The organism is Paraneptunicella aestuarii (assembly GCF_019900845.1).
In the GTDB taxonomy this organism is placed as follows: Bacteria; Pseudomonadota; Gammaproteobacteria; order Enterobacterales; family Alteromonadaceae; genus Paraneptunicella; species Paraneptunicella aestuarii.
Map to the genome: position 1 here is coordinate 465,119 of NZ_CP074570.1, position 21,825 is coordinate 486,943.

A 21,825-nucleotide genomic window follows, 5' to 3' on the forward strand; every position below is an offset into this window, starting at 1 on the left:
TTAATGTGTTGAATGGAAAACCTTATCAATTTAATGGCAGTTCGCTATCAGGTTTTGGTGGTGCAAATGCAATCTCGGCAGGTAATGACCAGAAGCTGTCATCTGGTTCAAACACCGCATCGCGGAGCTTTTGGCCTTTCATTCCTTCTGCTGCGGCAATCGATACTCCAACCAATCTCACAGTGGCTGAGGATGAGTTGTACATCACCACTATTACAGCAACAACTGACGCTCCCATAAGATCATTTGACATTACTGGTGGAGCCGATCAGTTTATGTTCCGGCTAAATTCTCTCACTGGTGAATTGAGTTTTGCCAGCACAAAAGATTTTGAATCACCGGATGACGGCAATGGTATTGCTGATGGTACTTACGAAGTGGATATTGAAGTGTCGGACACTGATAACAGCACCGCTTCTCTTACTTTCAGCGTCGCCTTGACGGATGTCGATCCGGACCCCGTGCTTTCTGACACTCGTTCTGTATTTAATAACAAGGGTGAACTCTTCCTTGGCGGTCGTTATATGAAGCTCAGTATCAGTCAGTGGGGCGATTTTGGTCATGAGTGGGATCCTCCGGAAAGCTTTTTAGCACCGGACGATCTTCCAATTGTTAGACTGGCTTATGACCCGGATGGATTTGGTGAAGGAACTCGTCCCCGCACCGATTTTCTGTATGGTGACGAACGCTTTGTTGTAGGGTTTGATGATGGTCAACGTACGAGTACGTCAAACTCTGCTATGTACGGTCAGAAAAGCATGTTCACTACCGTGGAAAACCAATCTTCCGGTTCGCTGTTAAAGGCCAAGGTGAAGTCAGTATGGTCAGATAACATGCTGGTTCAGCAAGAAATCAGTTTTGATGAAAATAAGGCGTTTATCAGGAATGAAGTTACGCTGACGAATATTTCCGGTGTTAACTGGAACAGTGCTCGTTATATGCGCTCTATAAACCCAGGCAATACCTTCGAGTTGGGAGGGTTGCTCTCAACAGAAAATGAAGTGTTGTTTTCTCATCAAAGTGGCGATGATAAAGAGGTGGTTGTTGCCCGAACATTCAGTCAAATAGATCCTGCATTACAGGCTGCCAGCTCCCGTCAACCACTGTTTTTTTATTCGAAAGATGCCCGGGTAAGGGTATCCAGCTTTGGCGTGCGTAATACAGACCCTTATGCATCAGCAGCCTACGACAATACTCTTCCAAAAGGGCAGAAAGTCATCAGTGATTCTTCAATAACCATTACGTTTGAATCCGGTGCTCTGAATGACGGTCAATCCGCCAAATTTGTGTATTACACCAGCCTGGATGAAAGGTCGTTGCCTTTGGTAATGCAGGATATTCAGGCAACCGAACATGCTGATGATGCTTCTCCCATTATTGATAGTCTTTCTATCTTCATGGATAAAGCTGACGTAAACGGCACGACAACCCAGGTATCAAGTGCCGTGTCTAATGGATCAGGCTATTATGCAAGCAATGCCTATGTCGCGGGTAATGGTCTTGGTTTTAGCTTTACGCCCATTATCTTTAATCCACAAGGAGAGGTGTTGACATTTAGTATTGAAAATAAGCCTTCATGGGCAAACTTTAATCCAAATACGGGAGAGTTAAGTGGTACACCAATAAAAGAAGGAAATCACCCAAACATTAAAATTAGAGTCACTGGCGCTCCTTCGAATAATGAAGATTATTTGACACCCTTTAGCATCATCGTAATTGGCAATAATGATAGTCCGACTCTGGCTCCTGAAATATTTTATGGCGATGAATTTCCTACTCTTCATACTGATGAATATTACGGTTTTTCATTTACTCCCGAGCTTTCTGATGGCAACCAGTTTGATATCCATTCCTTTCAGGTAACCAACCTGCCTTCCTGGGCTGAGTTTGATACAACGACGGGAATGATTTCTGGTTATCCAGAAGAGGATGATGTGGGTACATACAGTAATATTATTATTAGTGTCCAGGATGGATTGCGCCAGAGTACAGGAACCCTGGGGCCTTTTGATATTGTAGTTGAGGATGTGTTTGCACAAGGCACATTTGCCGATCGAGTTCTGGTTACCAGCGAAGATACTGCATTGCATGTGGCTAATCCCCATAATGGGCAGGATTTTGTATTGGAATACTATAATGGCGCACCACCAAAATATGGGACGCTTTTGGGGTTGCCTGATAGAGTTACCTATGCACCTGGGGTGAATTACCACGGGAATGACCAATTTACGTACATTACCTGGGTTGGCGAAGATATTTATTTTGAAACGAATGTCAGCTTTTCCGTTATTTCACTCAACGATCCCCCAGAAGCAAGATCTTTGAATCTGAGCACTTCGGAAGAACGCTCAGTATCCTTTACTATCAAAGGATATGATCCGGATTATGATCATCTTACTTACATAATAGTTACTGCCCCTCAAAATGGTGTACTTAGTGGCACACCACCTACACTTATTTATACCCCTAATGAAAACTTCGTAGGTGATGACAGTTTTACATTCAAAGTGAATGACGGCAACCTGGATTCGGCAACCGCAACAGTGAGTATTGTCACTACTGGTGTCAATGATGCTCCGGTGGCAAATTCCCAAACCATTGAGTTGGAAGAAGATACTCAGGCGACCATCATACTGGATGCTACTGATGCTGAAGGCGACAGTCTTTCTTACAAAGTGATTTCGTCACCTGCTCATGGCGTACTTACTGGTAATGCGCCGGATCTGGTGTATACGCCAAATGGCAACTTTTTTGGTAATGATAGCTTCACTTTTGTAGTCAATGACGGCTCTGTTGATTCAGAAATTGCGACCATAAACCTTGTTGTGATTGGAGTAAATGATGCGCCAGTATCACAACCCCAGAGCATTCAAACGCCAGAAGACACTCCTGCCACCATCAATCTTGAAGCATTTGATCCGGATGGCGATGCACTGACTTATCAGTTTTTAACATTGCCGGAAAAAGGTGAGTTAATCGGTTTACCGCCCAATCTGACTTATCAGCCACGTCCCGACATTAATGGTAATGATTCATTTACCTACACAGTGAGTGACAATGTCTTTACCACTGATATCGTCACAATAAACATAGTGATTACCGCCGTGAATGATGCGCCTACGGTGGTTAATGATGAGGTTACCGTTGAGCAGGACAGTATTAATAATCTGGTCAATGTGCTCCTTAATGATTCAGATATTGATGGTGATAATCTGACTTTGCAAAGTGCCACGGCACAAAAGGGCAATGCTATTGTCACCTCAGATGGCAGATTACTCTATACCCCAACCCCGGAATATTCTGGCACTGATACCATTGCGTATATGATCAGCGATAATCATGGTGGCACGGGGAGTGGAACTGTATTTGTTACGATCAATGAAAAAGAGGTGAATTTGCCTCCGATAGCCGTTGAAGATAATCTTGAGTTCACAACCTTTGAATCGGTCATTATTGATGTTTTGAGTAATGATACTGACCCGGAAAATGACGAACTGAAACTGCTTAACGCGGCCTCTGATTCCGGCTCAATTGAGATTATTCAACAACAGATTCAGTTCACCCCGAATGCTGATGTGGGTGGTGATGTCAGTATTCAATATTCGATAGCGGATACCGCTGGCAATACGGCATCAGGTTTAGTGAATCTAAGGTTTTTCAATGCAGATGCACCAGTCATCACATCCCCACCTGATTTATGCGACGAGGCAGCCATTCATGCTGATTCGCTTTACACCCGGATTGATGTTGGCCTGGCTTCGGCAGTTGATCGATTTGGCAACGCTGTGCCAGTTTCAAAAGTGGATGGTGTGCGACGTTTTCCTCCGGGTAAAAACAGAGTGAAGTGGAAAGCCACCGATAATGAAGGTAATGCCAGCACACTGATGCAGAATGTTTGTGTAATGCCTCTTGTTTCATTCGCCAAAGACCAAACGGTTACTGAAGGGCAAAGGGCTATTGTCACTGTGCATTTAAACGGAAAAGCGCCTAAATATCCGGTTTCAATTCCCTATAGTGTGTCGGGTACAGCGAATGCGGCTGATCATGATTTAACGGATGGAATATTGGTGCTTGAGCAGGGAACCAGTGGGAAAATTCACATTAACATTAAGCAGGATGAAGTCGACGAAAATGAAGAATTCATTTTGCTAACACTGTCTGACACAGTAAATGTGGGCGAGCACAAAACTCACAAACTCACCATAGTGGAAGGAAATGTTGCACCACAGACAAAACTGAAAGTGAGTCAGGTGGGGGAAGAAAGGTTCCAGATTAGCAAGGAGGATGATTATGTTGATATCCGAGCTCTTGTAAAGGACGCCAACGAAAATGATAAACACTTCTATCAATGGCAAGTTGAGTCAGAGGACTTTGTTAATAACAGCCTGAATGATGATATATATCGTTTTGACCCTGAATCTCTCGCCCCCGGTTTATACACAATATCTCTTACGGTGTCTGATGACGGAGAGCCGGTAAAAACCAATCAATCTTCCGTATTTATCGAAGTCGTTGAGCAGCTGCAACCTCTCGAAAACGTCGATAGTGATGGCGACCTTATCAGTGATATTGAGGAAGGTTATGGTGATAAAGATGCTGATGGCATTCCCGATTACCTCGACCGTATTCAGGAATGTAATGTTCTGCCAGAACAAGTCTCTACCCATGATGGATATTTGATAGAAAGCCAACCCGGTACTTGTTTAAGACGCGGGGAATATACCTATCAGGGAGAAACCGGTGGTGCTCAGCTCAACTATGAGGATATTGCAAACATTAACACCGGACTGGTTGCTGATGATGTTGCGGTTGACGTTGGGGGGATCTTTGACTACATCGCTTATGGGTTACCCGTTTCGGGAACGGATTTTGCCGTTGTTACTCCACAACGAAATCCTATCCCGGAAGATTCGATTTTACGTAAGTTCTCAGTGGATAAAGGTTGGTACACCTTTGTTGAAGATGATCATAACAGTCTGTGGTCTTCTGCCGGAGAGCCAGGCTATTGTCCACCACCAGATACCGAACAGAGAAATGGCTCGGTCTGGACACCAGGAATGACTCCCGGCCACTGGTGTGTCATGTCAGTGATCCAGGACGGTGGACCTAATGACAGTGATGGTGTTGTGAACGGAACGATTGTCGATATTGGGTTCGTGGGTGTGCAGGCGGGTAATTTTATCATGCCAATTGCTGTTGATGATGTTGCTGAGGTTGTAGAAAACCATTCCGTCACTATTGACGTTCTGGCGAATGACAGCGCCCCTGATGATGGGGTGCTAACCATCACTTCTGCCTTATCAGACATTGGAACTGTCACTATTGATGAGCAGTCTTTGTTATATACACCTCCTCAAGATTACGTTGGTGAAGACGAGATTGTTTACGGCATAAACTTAATCGGTGGTGGCAGCGCACAGGCAAAGGTGTTGATAACTATCATCGCAAACGCCGCTCCACAGTTAGAGGATGATTACAGTGACGTGGTGCAGGGAGAATCAATCACCGTCAATCTGCTGAATAATGACAGTGATCCTGAGCAGGACAGCTTTATCCTGAAAAATGTAGATCATCCTGATGTCTCTTTTTCAGAGAATGGGCAGGCTACTTTTACTGCAAGCTCAAACTTTATTGGTGAAATAACGATTGAATATGGCGTTGAAGACAGCCATGGCAATAGCAGTGCTGGTCACTGGCATATTAATGTGACGCAAGCGCCGCCGGTGGTTTCGCGTACAAGTGGTGGTGGAAGCTTGAATCTTTGGTTGCTGCTACTTTTATTCTGCATAGCAATGATGGTTCGTTTAAATTATTCAGGAGAACGTCAATGATAAGACAACTATGGATGGCATCGACTATTGCTGTGGCTTCTTTTTCTGCCGCTGCAAATGATGAGGTCATTGAAAAAGAAGACGTCGTCAACAACGCTCAGTCATGCTGTCAAAACCGCCAAGGCTGGTATATCGGCGGTCAGCTGGGTAGGTCTGAAACGAGGTTAGATAATAGTGCGGTCGCTCGACAGTTTGACAGTGCCGAACTGTATTTTGATTCACTTCAGACCGATAACCAGGACTTGGGCTGGTCGGTGTTTGCAGGTTATCAGTTCAACGATTTTCTAGGGCTGGAGACCGGATACATTGATCTGGGAGATCGCAGCGTTGAGTTTGTCGGCAGATATAGCGATTCTGATGCTTACTATGACGCAGTAGAGCATATTTACCCTCAGTCGACGAAAGGACTCAGCCTGGGGTTGGTTGGCTCTATTCCCCTGTCTGAGCAGTTTCATCTCTCAGGTAAACTGCGCGGGTTATTGGGAAAGGGTAGCTATAAGACAACTGAAGACAGCACAAGAGAAGGGCAGGATAACATCTCGGATAATGCGCTGTGGTATGGGCTGGAGGCTAATTATCAGGTCTCACACCAATGGCAAATATACATTCTTTACTCGCACTTTAAACTGAGTCGAGATACAAATACCATGAAGGGTATAGGTATTCGTTATTATCTGTCATAGCCTTGTTTTTAAGTTGGGAACCAGAAACCAATATGGTTTCTGGTTCTGCATTTTCGATGATCTATCACGCATTAAACGCTTGATTCTCAAGTATTTGAATAAAGGATGTGACAAACAGGGATTCTTGTTCGTAGGCTAATCCGATATGGCGTGTCAGTTCGACATTTTCGATATAGCGAAACACCAGTTCTTCGTTGCTGTCGATCTCGCTGTAATCCGGGATTAGTGCGCAACCTACGCCAGCTTTTACCAATCCCACTGCATATTCTATGGTTTGAATTTTGGCGCGTATGTCGAGCAGAATGCCTTGTTCATTCAGTTTCGTTTTGAGCTTGTCCCAGGCTTCACAAGGGGTTCTTTGGATAAAAGGCATGTTCTCCAGGTTTTGCAAGGTGATGTGTTTTTTCAAACTTAGAGGATGATTCACCGGGATGGCGAGGCTGAAGTTCTCTTGCCACATGGAAAAGAACAGTTCGTTGTCTTTCAGCTCTGCTTTATTGATGATTCTGGCATCGCACACATCATCGGTTGGAACCAGAGTTAGTTCCATATTTTCATTGGCGGTTGTGAATTGTTTTAGCAGGTTGCTCATTCTCGCCACGCCGAGCCCTTTGGTTAAACCAAGCTTAAAGGGTTGCTTGCTGCCACTTTGCTTGAACATATCTCGAATCGCATTCGCTTGCCCTAACAACTGTTTGGCAACCGGGTAGAGTTGCTCGCCAGCTTCGGTTGCCATAACGCCTCGAGCGTGTCGAACAAAAAGCGCTTTTCCCAGTGATGTTTCCAATTGTTGTAATGATGAAGAAATGGATGGTTGGGCAATAAAGCAGGCCTTTGAAGCGGCACTGATGCTGCCTGTTTCAAACACGGCGATAAAGTAACGCAAGGCTCTTAGATCCATAGTGACTTGTTGCTCTAAAGTTAAAGCTGGGTTGTATTAATGTAAATTTTAGGAAATTAAATCATCGAGGTATAGCTTTAATGTATATCAAATAAAGATTTTTAATATTTTTTGTTGAGCTAGAATCGCCGTACTATTGCCCAGTTATAAAGACTGGTTATAAAGCACCGATTACAAAGCAAAGGTATTAAATACAATGGCTAAACGTCCTGAATTTGATTGGCAAGATCCTCTATCCCTTGATTCCGTTTTATCTGAAGAAGAACGCATGATCCGTGACAGTGCTCATCAGTATTGTCAGGAAAAGCTTCAAACTCGCGTATTAATGGCAAACCGCAACGAAGTGTTTGACCGCGAGATCATGAATGAATTGGGCGAGCTAGGTCTATTAGGTTGTACTTTACCTGAGCAGTACGGTTGCGCTGGCGTAAACCACGTTGCATACGGCTTGATTGCGCGTGAAGTTGAGCGTGTTGACTCTGGTTATCGTAGTGCCATGAGCGTGCAGTCTTCTTTGGTTATGTACCCGATTTATGAATACGGTAATGAAGAGCAACGCAACAAGTATCTGCCTAAATTGGCCTCTGGCGAATGGGTGGGTTGCTTTGGTTTGACTGAGCCAAATTCAGGTTCTGATCCTGCGAGCATGTCTACTCGTGCTGAAAAGGTTGACGGTGGCTTCCGTGTGACTGGTAGCAAAATGTGGATCACTAACTCTCCTATTGCCGACGTGTTCGTTGTATGGGCGAAACTGGAAGGCAAAGTGCGTGGTTTCATTTTAGAAAAAGGCATGGAAGGATTAAGTGCTCCGAAAATTGAAGGTAAATTCTCACTTCGTGCGTCTATTACAGGCGAAATCGTTATGGATAACGTGTTTGTGCCTGACGAAAACCTGTTGCCGAATGTTGAAGGTATTAAAGGGCCTTTCGGTTGCTTGAATAAAGCGCGTTACGGCATCGCGTGGGGCGCGTTAGGCGCAGCAGAATTCTGCTGGCACGCAGCACGTCAATATACGCTGGATCGTGAGCAATTTGGTCGTCCTTTGGCGGCAACTCAGTTGGTACAAAAGAAACTGGCTGACATGCAAACTGAAATCACTATCGGCTTGTTCGCTTGCTTACAAGCGGGTCGCATGATGGATCAAGGTATGTTGGCTCCAGAAGCGATTTCCATTATCAAGCGTAACTCTTGTGGTAAAGCCTTGGATATCGCTCGTATTGCTCGTGATATGCATGGTGGTAACGGTATTGCTGATGAATTCCATGTGATCCGTCACGCAATGAACCTGGAAGCAGTGAATACCTACGAAGGTACTCACGACGTTCACGCATTGATTTTAGGTCGTGCGCAAACAGGCATTCAGGCGTTTTCTGCTTAATAAAGTGTGTTAACGAACGAGCAAAGTACGAAAATTTGCAGTCATTGTTTTCAGATTGTTTATAGGTGAGTTCCGCCGTTGCTGTATAGATAACGGCGGAGCTTCTCCTTCTTTTCTCGTTTGTATTGAGCGTTTTAGCGTTGAGTTTTCACTTGCGTCACAGGGGATGATTCCCATCGCCGTAATGCCAGTGAAATAGCAAATACAATAACAAGAAGAAGTGAACATGAAGGACAGCAATACTCGTATTGACGAACAGTTCATCGCATCTGTTCTTGCTGGTGATTTACCTGCCATCGAAAGCTTACTGACACCGCAGCAGGCAGGTTTGTCTGATGCTGAGGTCGTCGATTTATTTGAAACTCAGGTCATGAGTCGCCATCTGGATCTGCAAAGTCGTATCATGCAGAAAAAAGGCCAGAGCTTTTATACCATCGGTAGTGCTGGGCATGAAGGCAACGCCGCTTATGCCAAAGCGTTCCGCCCGGATGATATGGCATTTTTGCATTATCGCAGTGGTGCATTTGTGATCCAACGTAGCAAGCAAGTGCCAGGGCAAACGCCGCTTTACGATATGTTGCTGTCGTTTGCAGCTTCCTCAGAAGATCCGGTATCAGGTGGACGCCACAAGGTACTGGGTAGCAAAGATTTATTTATTCCCCCGCAAACCAGCACCATAGCTTCTCATTTGCCTAAAGCCATGGGTGCAGCATACAGCATTGGTCTGGCATCCAAGCTGGAAGCCAATCCTGTGTTGCAGGACGATGCCTTGATCGTGTGTAACTTTGGTGATGCATCCGCTAACCATTCCACGGCGCAAGGGGCTATTAACGCGGCGGCTTGGGCGTCGTTCCAGTCTTCTCCCATGCCGATAGTATTTATCTGTGAAGATAATGGTATCGGTATTTCTACACCCACGCCGAACGGTTGGATACGCGCTAATTTCGAGCATAAACCCGGTTTGAAATACATGGCTTGTAACGGCCTGGATATTTTGGATACCTATAAAACGGCGGCAGAAGCGGTTGAGTACGCGCGTCGCACTCGTAAGCCGGTGTTTTTGCATTGCAAAACCATTCGTTTACTTGGACATGCGGGCTCTGATGCCGAGTTTGTGTACCGCGATTTAAATACTATTGCGGAAATTGAACGCAAAGATCCACTGCTGCATACGGCGGGTATTCTTATTGATAACGGCATTATGACGCCTCAACAAGTGGTTGATTTATATGAATCAGTAAAAGGACGTATAGCCCGAATTGCAGATTATGCCGGAAGCCGCCCTCGTTTAACCAATGCCAAACAAGTGCTGGAAAGCTTGATACCTGGAAAATCTCCGAATCCAGCCCCGGTTCCTGCTGTTCCTAGAGACAGAGCCGAACTGTTTAAGCATGAAAAACACAATATTGATAAACCTCAACACCTTGCCAAAATGATTAACTGGGCATTGCTGGATTTAATGGCAGACAATCCAAATGTGGTGATGTGTGGCGAAGACATTGGTCGTAAAGGCGGTGTGTATAACGTCACTAGCCGTTTGGTGGAGAAGTTTGGTAGTTCTCGCGTTATTAATACGCTATTGGATGAACAATCCATTTTGGGCTTAGCCATTGGTATGGCGCATAACGGCATTCTGCCTATTCCTGAAATTCAGTTTTTGGCGTATGTCCATAATGCTGAAGACCAGATTCGTGGTGAAGCGTCTACCTTGTCGTTCTTTTCAAGAGGCCAGTACACCAACCCTATGGTGATCCGTATCGCTGGCTTGGCTTACCAAAAAGGCTTTGGTGGGCATTTCCATAATGATAATTCATTGGCGGTATTTAGAGACATTCCCGGCATTGTTGTTGCCGTTCCATCCAATGGTGCTGATGCAGTAGAAATGCTGCGCGAATGCGTGCGCTTGGCGCGTGAAGAACAGCGCGTGGTGGTGTTCATTGAACCTATTGCTTTGTATATGACCAAGGATTTGTTGGAAGAAGGCGACGGTTTATGGACGTTTCCATATGTTGAGCCAGCCAAGGCAACGCCTATCAAGATTGGGGAAATCGGTGTTCATGGTGATGGCAAAGATTTAGCGATTGTTACCTATGGTAACGGCAACTACCTGTCGAGACAGGTTCAGAACGATTTAGCGCAACAAGGCATAAAAGCGCGAGTTATTGATTTGCGCTGGCTAGCGCCTTTAAACGAAGAGGCTATTTTGGCAGCCGTGGCGGATTGCCAACACATTCTTATCGTTGATGAATGCCGTAAAACCGGTTCTATCAGCGAAGCCCTGTTTACCTTATTGGCAGAAAATAACCATAAACTGTTGGCAAATATGGCAGAAATTGGTCGTATCTGCGCTGAAGATTCATTTATTCCATTAGGCTCTGCCTCATACACTGTTTTACCGTCTCGGGATGGTATTTTGCAAACGGCATTAAATCTGGTGAATAAAGGGCAAGCTGCATCCGGTGCAGTGAACAAGGAGAAGGAGGCGGCTAATGTCTAATTCTACTGGTAATAACAAAAAACAAACTGCATTAGTGGTTTGCCCAGGGCGCGGCACATACAACAAAGACGAGCTTGGCTATTTGCATCGTTATCATGCCGACAAATTACATATTCTTGACGCCATTGACACTGAACGTGCTGGTAATGTTCAGGTTTCTGTTCGTGAACTGGATAGTATGCCTGCTTACAATCTTCGCCAGCATACCGCTGGAGAAAATGCGGCTTCGTTGATTTATGCCTGCTCTAAAGCTGACTTTATGGCAATTGATCGAGAAAAATACGACATTGTCGCGGTAACAGGTAATTCCATGGGCTGGTATATTGCCTTGGCAGTGGCGCAAGCCTTGAATGAAGCGAATTCGGCGAAGCTAATCAATACCATGGGTTCCATGATGGCGGGCGGTACGATTGGTGGGCAGAGTATCTATCCCATTGTCGATGAAAACTGGATGGTGTCTGAAGGTATGGTTGCTCAAGTGCAACAGGCCATTGCTGACATTAATAAAGAGCCAGAAGCTGCGTTATATGAGTCCATCCGTTTAGGCGGTTATATGGTGTTCGGTGGTAACGAGAAAGCACTGAAAATGTTGGAGCAAGCGTTGCCAAAATTGGAAGATCGCTATCCAATGCGCTTGTATAACCATGCGGCTTTTCATACGCCGTTGCTGGATGAGATTGCGGTTAAAGCTCAGCAGTTGTTGCCTGCGTCCATGTTTCAGAAACCTGCCTTGCCCCTGATTGATGGTAAGGGGAATATTTGGCAGCCGCACAGTACCGATGTAAGCAAACTGCATGATTATACTTTGGGTGAACAGGTGAATCGGACTTACGATTTCACTAAAGCCATTGAGGTTTCAATTAAGGAATTCGCTCCCGATAAGATCATTGTGTTAGGCCCAGGGGCTACGTTGGGCGGTTCAATTGCACAAACACTTATCATGAATAACTGGCATGACTTAACGGACAAAGCAGATTTTATCGCTTGCCAGAAAGAAGACCCTCTGCTGCTTGCCATGGGAATGGAGAAGCAAAGAGAGCTGGTTGTTTAGTTTATTCCTTTCTTTTCTTTTCTTATTCCGCTTACTCCAGGAATTTATCAAGACAGCGGATGTAGCTTAGGTGCTACATCTGCTGCTTTGGTGTGAAGTAGAGAGTGAGCTTTTGCATCCATAGATTGGTGCAGTATTCTGACGATAAACCACTTTATTATGGAAAATAAAGGCTAAATGACTTCATAATGGAATGTAAATTCCTTATAGAGCTATCTATGATTCTGGCCAAAAGCCTGACTAAATCCCTCACTGGAAAACTATTGTGTTATTTGTGCATTGCGGCAATAGCATTACTGGTTTTGAATGCCTGTACTACAACCGACCGACGCATGTTAGCGCAGGCTGCAAAAGGTCGAAATGTAGAACAGGCTGCTGAAAGTTTTGCTCGCCAGAAAAAGCATCAATATCAAAATGACCCGACTGCACTTGTGCGAGATGTTCAAAACCTGACAGTATTATTTGAGCAGCTACGAGGTAATGCGGGAAAAGTCTGGGGAGAAAAGAATGTTAACTTACCCTCTCGTAAGAAGTATGTGAAATACACGGATCACTACCGCTCTCGCGCATTAGTCGACTTTGATTCAGGCAGCATCACTGTTGAAACCTTGAATGGTAAAGCGCCTGATAGCCAGTTAAAGCAAGCCATTGTGACCACATTACTGACAACCGATGACCCCGCCGAAACCGATATTTTTACGGACACACCACCTAATTTTTCAGGTCAGCCCTATCTTTACGGGCAGGTTCTGGATCAAGAGGGGAAGGCGATTCGCTATGAATGGCGCGCCAAGCGTTTTGCTGAGTATCTGATAAAACACCACCAGCAACGCAGTGAGACAAGTAAAGGCACTCGATATTCCGTCACTTTCCCGATGGTGCAGAACCATCATCAACTAAGAAAACAGAAATATTCCGAGTATGTGCTGGAATCTTCTGCCAAATATCAGGTTCCTCCTGCGCTGATATACGCCATTATTGAAACCGAGAGTAGTTTTAATCCGTTCGCTGTGAGCCCTGCTAATGCCTATGGGCTGATGCAGGTTGTACCCAAAACCGCTGGCAAGGATGTTTATACGCGTATTAAGAAACGCAATGACCAACCCACTCGTTCAGTGTTGTTTCGTCCGCAGGACAACATCGATATTGGAACGGCTTATTTGCACATTCTTGATGATATTTATCTGGATGATTTAAACAATCATCAGAGCAGGGAATATGCGGTTATTTCAGCTTACAACGGTGGTGCGGGAAATGTGTTTAAAACCTTCTCGAATAATCGTAAGCATGCGCCATCGGTGATTAATGGTTTATCTTCAAGTCAGGTATATTGGCGCTTGACTCAAAAACACCCCCGAGCCGAATCGCGTCGTTATCTGGAAAAGGTCATGCAATATCAGGAAAAATATCGTTAAATTGCAGTGCTTAATTCAGAGTTAATCTAGGCTCGTGCCATTTGCAATTCTCGTTGAACCGTGCGCACTGAAATGCCCAGCGTTTCTGCTGCTTCTTCATGACTGAGTCCGCCAAAGTAGAATAATTCCGCAAGCTTACTTTGACGCTCGTCTATTTCGCCCAGCTGTGTCATTAGCTGGTCGATGTGTAGGATATTGGTGTATTCACCGGATATGTCCACATTGTTTTTCAGATTTGATGAGGCTGTGTGTCGTTTCTGGGTCAACTTGGTTCGTGCGTGATCGACCAGGATCCGTCGCATGATATTTGAGCCAATGGCGAGAAAATGCGCTTTACTTTTGAGATCCACGTCGTCCAGGCCCATCAACTTTTCGAACGCAATATGCAAGAGTTCGGTGGCTTGCAGTGTATGGTCGTGGCGCTCTTTTCCCAAATGATAGCGAGCAATGCTTTTTAGCTGTGTATATAACAGCTCGGTCAGCAGTTCCAGTGCTTGTTGATCGCCATTTTGCCAGCGTATTAGCAGATTTGTCGCATTGCCTGTCATACTTAGTACCTCTACATCTTTTTTAATATTCAGGGAAGTTGTACTAACAATGAAGTCAGTGAGTGGGGGCGGTGTGGATTATTTAACAAGTCGTCAGCATAACGGATACTGGCTGAGTCTGTTGGTAATGTTGTCAGCAAGATTGCACGGGCATTTGAGATGCTAGCTGCCACAAGAGAGGCATCCGCGCCTAACATGAGCGAAATATCGTTGTTGATAAGAGTTAATCTTGCGCTGTTTAGTGGCGAATAAAAGGCTAATTTACGGGTCATGGTCAAGGCTTGTTGAGCGGCCTTTTGTGCTTTCAGGTAATCGTTCATTACATAGGCAAGCATGGCTTCATATTTCAATTGTTCTATTCGTATTGGGCTATTGGCAGGCATTTGAGATGCATTCAGGTGTACTGCGCTTTGAGCGATATGTTGTTTGGCCGATACGATGTTTTTGGTTATCAGTGCAAGGTGAGTTTGCATGTGTAAAGTGGCGATCAACCCATTTTTATTGCTTTCTTTCGCGTAGTTGTCTGATACTTGTTGCAATATTATGTCGGCTTTCTGGTATTGGTTCTGGTGAATAAGCATATGAGCCAGATTGATTCGTGACTCTCCAAGATCCCAATGATTTTCTGGCAAGTTTCGCGTTCGAATATCAAGGCTGAGTTCAAGGAGTGGCCAGGCTTGCTCATAATGCTCAATCTCCAAATAGAGACTGGCCAGGTCGTTGCTGTGTCGCGCGTAATTGAGTGTTGAACCTCTGACAGCATATTCCTGTTGAATGATATTCTGATAGATTTCTTCTGCCTGGCTATATTTGCCGTTTTTTACCAGAAAGGCCGCCTGACGACTTTTTACCCAAAGGACGTTTTTATTGTCGGGTTGATAAATGGTTGTCACCAGATTTGTCAGTTCATTGATACTGGATTCTGTTTCCGGAGCGTTGTTGTCCAAATAGATATGCACCAGATTGCCCAAGGTGGTGATATATCGCGGGTGTACCTTTCCAAACAGTTGTTCTTTTATTTTTAACACTTCCTTATATTGAGCTATCGCTTTTTGCAACATTCCTAACTCACCCGATGTCATGGCCTGATTGTGTCTGATAACAATCAGCCTTTCCTGTAGGGCGTCTGCAAATTCAGCGGCAGACTGATCAGCCAGATCAAACCATTTTTGTGCCGACACATAGTTTGAGGTATTCAATTCCAGAACACCATAATTGTTATAAACCTTGGAGTGGCTTTGAGTATTGCTGTGAATGTGAGTCAGACTGTCGAGGGCTTGGTTTTGCCATTGTCGCGAAATTTCAAACTGTGAATTTTTGCGAGCGTTGTCACCAAGCATACTATATATTTCAGCGACATTTTCCCAATTGGGGGATTCGGCTTTCTGCTCCTGAGAGAGTAGTTCCTTATACAGTTCATCCGCAACCGTATATTCCCCGAGCGCTTCATAGGCCTTGGCTATTGTGAGCTTGATGGAGATATCCAGAACCGGATTAAGGGAGGGTTGTTTGTTGAGTTCCTCTCTACCATTATCCAGTAATTCTTTAACGCTATATTGCCTCCCCTGACTGTAGTTAGGGTCAGCTTTTTTGAATAGATTCACAATAAACTGAGTGGTCTTTTGGTATTTCAAACTTTCGGTTTCTGCGGTTTGTCGAAGATTCACTTCCCGATATCCCCAAAGAACCGATAACGCCAAAATGGACAATAATGCTCCAGCTAACCACATTTGGCGTCGTACCCAGAGACAAAATCGGGTTAACAGGGTTGTAGATGTGGCGAGTACAGGGTATTTCGCCAAATATCGTTCAATGTCGGTTTTCAATTCATTGACGGTTTGATAACGCAACAATGGGTCGATGTGGGTTGCTTTACTAAAAATGGCACGTAATTGTGGTGATGTAATGTGTGCTGAGGCATCACTCAAACCCTGTTGAATTCGATTAAGTAATGGCTTGGTTGGCTTCTGGTGGCGATATTTTTTCAGAGTTGTCAGGGTTTCTTCTGACAGATGGTTAGGGTGCTGCTGAACTGCCAATTCAAATAATAATATGCCCAGTGAAAAGACATCGCTTTCGGTACTGGGAGGTATTTGAGCCATGGCTTCCGGGCTGGCATAGGAATAGCTGATTGCTATGTGTTGCTGTTTCCAGTCGGCCACGGTTTCGGTGGTGGTTAGATTCGCGATACCAAAATCGAGTAATTTGAGGATGCCTTCCTGTGTAACCAGGATATTATCGGGCTTGATATCACAATGTATGATTAGTTTTTGATGGGCTGATTGCACAGCGTGGCAGATGGTAATAAACAGCGACAACCGTTCCTGGAGGCTAAGATTGTTGTTCTGGCAGTATTCCGTAATGGTAATGCCTTCAATGAATTCCATGACGAAATAGAGCATTCCATCCGATGTGGTTCCGCCATCGAGCAGGTGGCAGATATTGGGATGATTGAGGTCGGCCAGAATTTGTCTTTCTCTTTGAAAAAACGTGTGTACAGATTGATGGTGTAAGCCATCGCGAATAATTTTGATGGCGACTTTTTGCTGAAACTCATGGTCGCTTCGCTCTGCAAGATAGACATCACCCATACCACCATGACCAAGGCGTTGGGTCAGTTTGAATTTGTCAATGTGTGTACCCACTAACGAGGCTTCCTGGCCTATTTCATTAGCGACTTTACTGACAGTATCGAGGATAAGATCTTGATTGCTGATGGCAAATGAAACCATCTTCATGACTTTTTGAATACAGGCTGGATTGCCATCACATTCATTTTCTACAAAAGTCTGGCGTGACGATTCTTCAACTTGCATGACTTTCTCAAATACAAACTGAAGACGTTTAATATCAGTCGTGGAATTCATCCATCAATCCTGTTTATTTGTCTTAATTGAGAAAATGCAGAGATCACGAGTTGGATAACGCCGAATCTGCCGCAATACTGGAGTGTGAACAGGGCCCGTCGTTGAATGGGAATGCTTATAAGAGAACTATCAGTATTTCAACGTCTTAACCTTTTCTATGAAGGCTTTTCCATTGTTTACAGCGATTCTATATTCTCCTTTTTACCACCACTCCAATTTTTGCTGTGAAAATAAATTAACTTTTTTTGGCGGTTTTGCCAACCAATCTCGCTTTAACCCAAAAGGCTAAATGTTTATTCGCTATTGAAGCGTCAATGGGAATGAAATACTCGGGGAAAGTGATGAATGTGATTCAATCTACGTTTGAAAGCTTTATATCTAGAGATAGTTTATTACCTGTAATTGGAAGGGATTTGCAACAAAAGCTTCCTTTATTGAAGACCTTCTCCATGTCTCATGAAACCCTACTGATTAAAGGCGATTCTGGCGTGGGTAAATCACGGTTGGCAAGATGGTGTCATGCCAATTCAAAACGTCGATATGGTGCCTTTGAGGTTTTGGATTTGGCGACGATCCCGGATGAAATGAAAATGGGGGCGCTGTTTGGATGGAAGAAAGGCGCGTATACCGGAGCCATGCAATCAAATCCTGGAGCAGTGGGGAGAGCCATGGAAGGTACCTTGTTTATTGATGAGATTGATAAGTTGTCCATGGAAGCGCAGGCCGGATTATTGCAGTTGTTGGACGGTGGATATTACCAGCCATTGGGTGATCGTGAGTCTTTACGCAAGGCTGATATCCGCTTCATTATTGGTACCAATGCCAATTTACAAACCTTGGTCAGGGAAGGGCGGTTTAGAGAGGATTTGTACTACAGGATCAATGTATTACCCGTGAATTTGTTACCGCTGTCACAGCGACCCGATGAAATTGTGCCTTGGGCAGAATACATGCTGCATCGCTGCTTGCAAACAAATCAAAGCGACCGTCATGTTACTTTGAGTTCTTCTGCGAAACAACGACTGGAGCATTGTCCTTGGCCGGGCAATCTTAGACAACTGGACACTATTGTCCGTAGAGCCGATGCAATCTGTCGTTCAGAAAATCAGGTAAAGAGTCCGGCAGCGAAACACTATTGCATTGATGATACACATATTACCCAGGCATTAATGATGGATGGTTCCAGTATGCTGGATTCACGCGGTATGAGTGGCGATTCTATTGAGAAAAACCTCCAGTGCTCAATGTGGAAAACCGCAGAGCTTTTCGTTGAGCTTGCGATGAAAAAAGATACGCAGCAGAAAAAATTGTGTTTGAGTCTTGCAGATACCTTTAAGGCTCATGTACTAAACGTTGCTTTGGCAAAATTGATGGATAAAAAGCTTGTATATCAGCTTTTTGGGCGTGAAAAGGCAATATTAAATCGAACCTATCAGCGAGAGCTTCGTAAAGAGTTAGAGCGTATAGAAGAGTTTGAACACGCTATCGGGCGATAACTGACGCGATAGTTCACTCGCTCCTTAACTCGCAGGGAATGACGTTTGTCATTCTCATCTATCAATGCCGTCTATTAATTCAAAGAGTCCCTCTCATTATTACAGAACCTGTCTGTTTGAGTCTGTTTCTTCATTGGCTTTCTTTTTGTCCTGCAAGTCGAACCTGTTGATTGCGTGAGGATTGACGCAGACTTGCTGAATCCCGCGTCACGGGGTACGCAAAACAGCATGGGGTAAGTGAAAATGTATTAATAAACAATAGGATAGCTATTGGTATTCACGTTGCTAAACGTCAAGGACTGATTCGTTTACACATGAATAAAGAGGTTATCCCAATGTTTGATATGCAACATGGTTTTGACGAGAACAGCGCATCTTTTGGGCATCATACTGATCTTCACACACACCAACATCTTTCTCATCACATCGTTCATCCATCAAGCGATACCGTTGATGGTGATACAAGTGATAATGCCAGTGTGTCGAAGCAATTCTGGCTGTTATGGTTAGGGTTGGAGAAGAAGATTTTTAGTTACTGTTATTTCCGGCTAACACAGCATTTTCATGATGCTCAAGATTTGTGTAGTGAGACCATGTTAGTGGCTCATAAACACCTGCCTAATGTTAAACATTCCGATAATTTGCAAGCTTGGTTATTTCGCATTGCCCGGCACACTTATTTTGACCAATTGCGACGTAACAATTGTCATTTACGGTTTTGCCTGAGTTTGGAAAATGACCCGGAATTTTCACGGGATGATCTGTTTAATAGCACCCTCAATGATCGAGCCATCATATTCATCAAAAGGGCAATAAAACGCTTACCGAAAGACTATAAAAATATCGTCTTTGACTTTTTCTTTAGAGACAAATCTTATAGGGAAATTGGTATAGAACAAAGTGTCACTGAAGCGCAAGTTCGCAAGGTTATTTTTCGTTTTAGAAAACGAGTTTATCCATCAATCCACCGTTATCTGAGTAAATAATTGGAACAAAATGTACGGGGTATCCGTTTGTAAGCGACAGACTCTGTGTTGTTGAAATTAATTTAAATAGAAAAAGGTGATTTATGAGTGAACTTACGATCAGCCAAAAAACGCTCAATTTTTTGAATGCGTATCTTGGATTGATGAAATCTGATGAATATAAGGCTATTGAGACGACGGTGGCCAAAATTGATAGCGATAACAAATCATTATTGAGTAAGGATCTGGTAAAAACGTTTCACCGTTTGGTGGAATTTCATCGAGGTAAAAGTGACGAAGATCCTGCCAGTACCACATGGTATACCAATTGTCAGATTGCAGATTTGAACATCGTCGAAGAGAATGGTGACTACTACTTTGATGTAAACACTGATCGCTCAACAAATATCGGAGCTGGTTGGTTTACCTGGGCAGCGGGTGTGTGTCCTGACGATGTTAGTAGTAAATCGGAATTAGTCGATTACTGGTTGTTTTCAAATGCGGCGAAATCCTTTCTGGAAATCACGCAACTTATCAATGACATTTCTGAAAATGGTTCCAAACTTTCCAGCACTGAGAAGAGTTCAAAAATTGTTAGTAATGTTGAGAGTCTAAAAGATTCAAGATTCTTGAATGAGTTAAAAGCAGCAATTTTGGCGTTGGGTGCAACGGGGAAAAGTGATAGTCCCCAGTCCCATTATAAGGTGCTTAAGTTTACTCGCGCCAAAGGTGCGGGATGGACTAAAGAGATTTCTACAAAAGAAATGGAGAAACTCCATCAAAAGCTGGGCGAAGGACATCTTGGCGACAAGCTGCAATCAATGCGCCTTGGTAGATTGTTTATTGATGTCAATGATGCATTTACCAGTACGGTTGAAAAGTCCTTAAAGGATGCATTGAAAACGCAGCAAGAGCTGCTTGCAACCCCCGGGTTTATTACTATTGATACAAGACAGCCTAATGATCCTGTGTATGCTGAATTGAAAAAACTGGCCTTGATGCAGGCAATTATTTCCAATTTCAGACGGGTTGTATTGAAAGAGCTCAATGATCAGCGCTGGGGTCATAAGGTTGCCCATATCAGTGTGCGTCAAACGGTCGATAGTTTGACTGCTGCCAATAATATTGTTGGCGCGGCTTTAGAAATGAGCGGTATGACGGGCATTAAAGACCTGTTTAACAGCATTTCGGATGCTGCGACAAAAGTGGCTGTTAACGCTGCTGCCATTCCTGTCGAAATTGATGGCATGTTGTTGGAATACTTCGATACAGAAGTGGGGCGTCTTAACGACCTTGCAAAACAAATTGCAGATAACTACAACATGCTATTGCAGTACCGAAACTAGTTTACTGGTGCATAGCCTTGACTGCCAACCTCGGAAGGCGGTCGTTTCCAGTGCTCTTGGAGTGAATATGTTGGAGCGAAAATGCCAAGTAAAACCTCTTTATCGTTAAATCCCCCTGCATATCAATTTCGCCCTTTAAGAGAAGCGATTTTTATCGGCATTCTGATTTTGATTGCTACCACCCATGCTAACTATTTTTTGTACCAAAAAGCATTGGAAGCACAAAAGGGCGAAATTAATGACGGTTTGATGCTGTTGAGTAAGGCATTGGTGAAATTCATTGAACCATCGTTGCACCAGTCATTAACTGCGCGGGAACAGCAGTACACTGAGGCATATCGTGAAGCGTTGGTTCCATTGGCAAAAGTGCTTCAGGGAAGTAAGGAAATCGTCAATGTTTACACCATGGTACGGCGAGATGAAGATATTTTGTTTGTGCTTGACCCCACGCCTTCGGGTGACATTGATCATGATGGTCAGGAAGACAAGGCGTTTTTAATGGAAAAGTATGAATCGCCCCCCCATGAGTTACGACAAGCCTTCGCTGCACAGCAATATACCGTTACTGAACATCCTTATCAGGACAAATGGGGAGAACATTTCAGCAGCTTCACACCACTGCTTGACGAGCAGGGAAATATGTACGGCATGTTAGGACTTGATTTAAGTGCAGAAGGATATCGAAAGCGGCTCTATCCCATTCAGCGTCATTTTGTACGCACCTCCGCAGTGAGCGTCTTTATTGCCTTTATCGTGGCGTGTTTTATCTGGTTTTTAAGGCGTTTTTGCCAGGTTGTGCATCAAAACCGAATGCAGTTGATTAATTTTCTTCGGAAGGAATAACCCT

At 44.2% G+C, this 21,825-nt stretch carries 13 protein-coding genes; 10 read left to right on the forward strand and 3 right to left on the reverse strand.

The genetic code is table 11. From position 1 onward, the window contains the following. The first annotated feature begins 8 nt into the window (after window positions 1-8). Complete coding sequence (locus KIH87_RS01980) at window positions 9-5,831, forward strand: Ig-like domain-containing protein (RefSeq protein WP_232359867.1); 5,823 nt, start codon at window positions 9-11, stop codon at window positions 5,829-5,831. After that, the gene (locus KIH87_RS01985) at window positions 5,828-6,514 is read left to right on the forward strand and encodes an outer membrane beta-barrel protein (protein WP_232359868.1); all 687 of its coding nucleotides are present in this window, start codon (window positions 5,828-5,830) and stop codon (window positions 6,512-6,514) included. Before KIH87_RS01980 ends, KIH87_RS01985 begins: the two co-directional genes overlap by 4 nt. A gap of 64 nt (window positions 6,515-6,578) precedes the next feature. Here KIH87_RS01985 and KIH87_RS01990 read toward each other — a convergent pair whose 3' ends face one another. Continuing rightward, window positions 6,579-7,415, reverse strand: coding sequence for a LysR family transcriptional regulator (locus tag KIH87_RS01990; protein ID WP_232359869.1), 837 nt, complete (start codon window positions 7,413-7,415; stop codon window positions 6,579-6,581). Window positions 7,416-7,611: 196 nt separating this feature from the next. Between KIH87_RS01990 and KIH87_RS01995 the strand changes: the two genes are divergently transcribed. From KIH87_RS01995 to mltC, 4 genes are all read left to right on the forward strand, one after another. Beyond that, window positions 7,612-8,793 (forward strand): acyl-CoA dehydrogenase, encoded by a 1,182-nt coding sequence (locus KIH87_RS01995; RefSeq protein ID WP_232359870.1) that lies wholly within the window; start codon window positions 7,612-7,614, stop codon window positions 8,791-8,793. Window positions 8,794-9,019: 226 nt separating this feature from the next. Beyond that, window positions 9,020-11,290 (forward strand): dehydrogenase E1 component subunit alpha/beta, encoded by a 2,271-nt coding sequence (locus tag KIH87_RS02000; RefSeq protein WP_232359871.1) that lies wholly within the window; start codon window positions 9,020-9,022, stop codon window positions 11,288-11,290. Beyond that, window positions 11,283-12,341, forward strand: a complete 1,059-nt coding sequence (locus KIH87_RS02005; protein ID WP_232359872.1) for an ACP S-malonyltransferase — start codon at window positions 11,283-11,285, stop codon at window positions 12,339-12,341. The genes KIH87_RS02000 and KIH87_RS02005 overlap by 8 nt, the downstream gene beginning before the upstream one ends. Window positions 12,342-12,559: 218 nt before the next feature. Beyond that, window positions 12,560-13,756, forward strand: a complete 1,197-nt coding sequence (gene mltC / locus KIH87_RS02010; RefSeq protein WP_232359873.1) for a membrane-bound lytic murein transglycosylase MltC — start codon at window positions 12,560-12,562, stop codon at window positions 13,754-13,756. Between the two features lie 26 nt (window positions 13,757-13,782). Here the strand turns inward: mltC and KIH87_RS02015 are convergent, their stop codons facing one another. Beyond that, window positions 13,783-14,304 (reverse strand): ECF-type sigma factor, encoded by a 522-nt coding sequence (locus tag KIH87_RS02015; protein ID WP_232359874.1) that lies wholly within the window; start codon window positions 14,302-14,304, stop codon window positions 13,783-13,785. A gap of 29 nt (window positions 14,305-14,333) precedes the next feature. After that, the gene (locus KIH87_RS02020; protein ID WP_232359875.1) at window positions 14,334-17,171 is read right to left on the reverse strand and encodes a protein kinase domain-containing protein; all 2,838 of its coding nucleotides are present in this window, start codon (window positions 17,169-17,171) and stop codon (window positions 14,334-14,336) included. Between the two features lie 413 nt (window positions 17,172-17,584). Here KIH87_RS02020 and KIH87_RS02025 point away from each other — a divergent pair, with 413 nt between their 5' ends. The 4 genes from KIH87_RS02025 (at window position 17,585) to KIH87_RS02040 (ending at window position 21,821) form a co-directional block, all read left to right on the forward strand. Further along, window positions 17,585-18,667, forward strand: a complete 1,083-nt coding sequence (locus KIH87_RS02025) for a sigma-54-dependent transcriptional regulator (protein ID WP_232359876.1) — start codon at window positions 17,585-17,587, stop codon at window positions 18,665-18,667. A gap of 335 nt (window positions 18,668-19,002) precedes the next feature. Beyond that, window positions 19,003-19,653, forward strand: a complete 651-nt coding sequence (locus tag KIH87_RS02030) for an RNA polymerase sigma factor (RefSeq protein WP_232359877.1) — start codon at window positions 19,003-19,005, stop codon at window positions 19,651-19,653. Between the two features lie 83 nt (window positions 19,654-19,736). Beyond that, window positions 19,737-20,978 carry a hypothetical protein gene (locus tag KIH87_RS02035; protein ID WP_232359878.1) on the forward strand — a complete coding sequence of 414 codons (1,242 nt, stop codon included), beginning with the start codon at window positions 19,737-19,739 and terminating at the stop codon, window positions 20,976-20,978. 81 nt (window positions 20,979-21,059) lie between these two features. After that, window positions 21,060-21,821: a chemotaxis protein gene (locus KIH87_RS02040; protein ID WP_232359879.1), complete on the forward strand. Its 762-nt coding sequence runs from the start codon at window positions 21,060-21,062 to the stop codon at window positions 21,819-21,821. The last annotated feature ends 4 nt before the right edge of the window (window positions 21,822-21,825 follow it).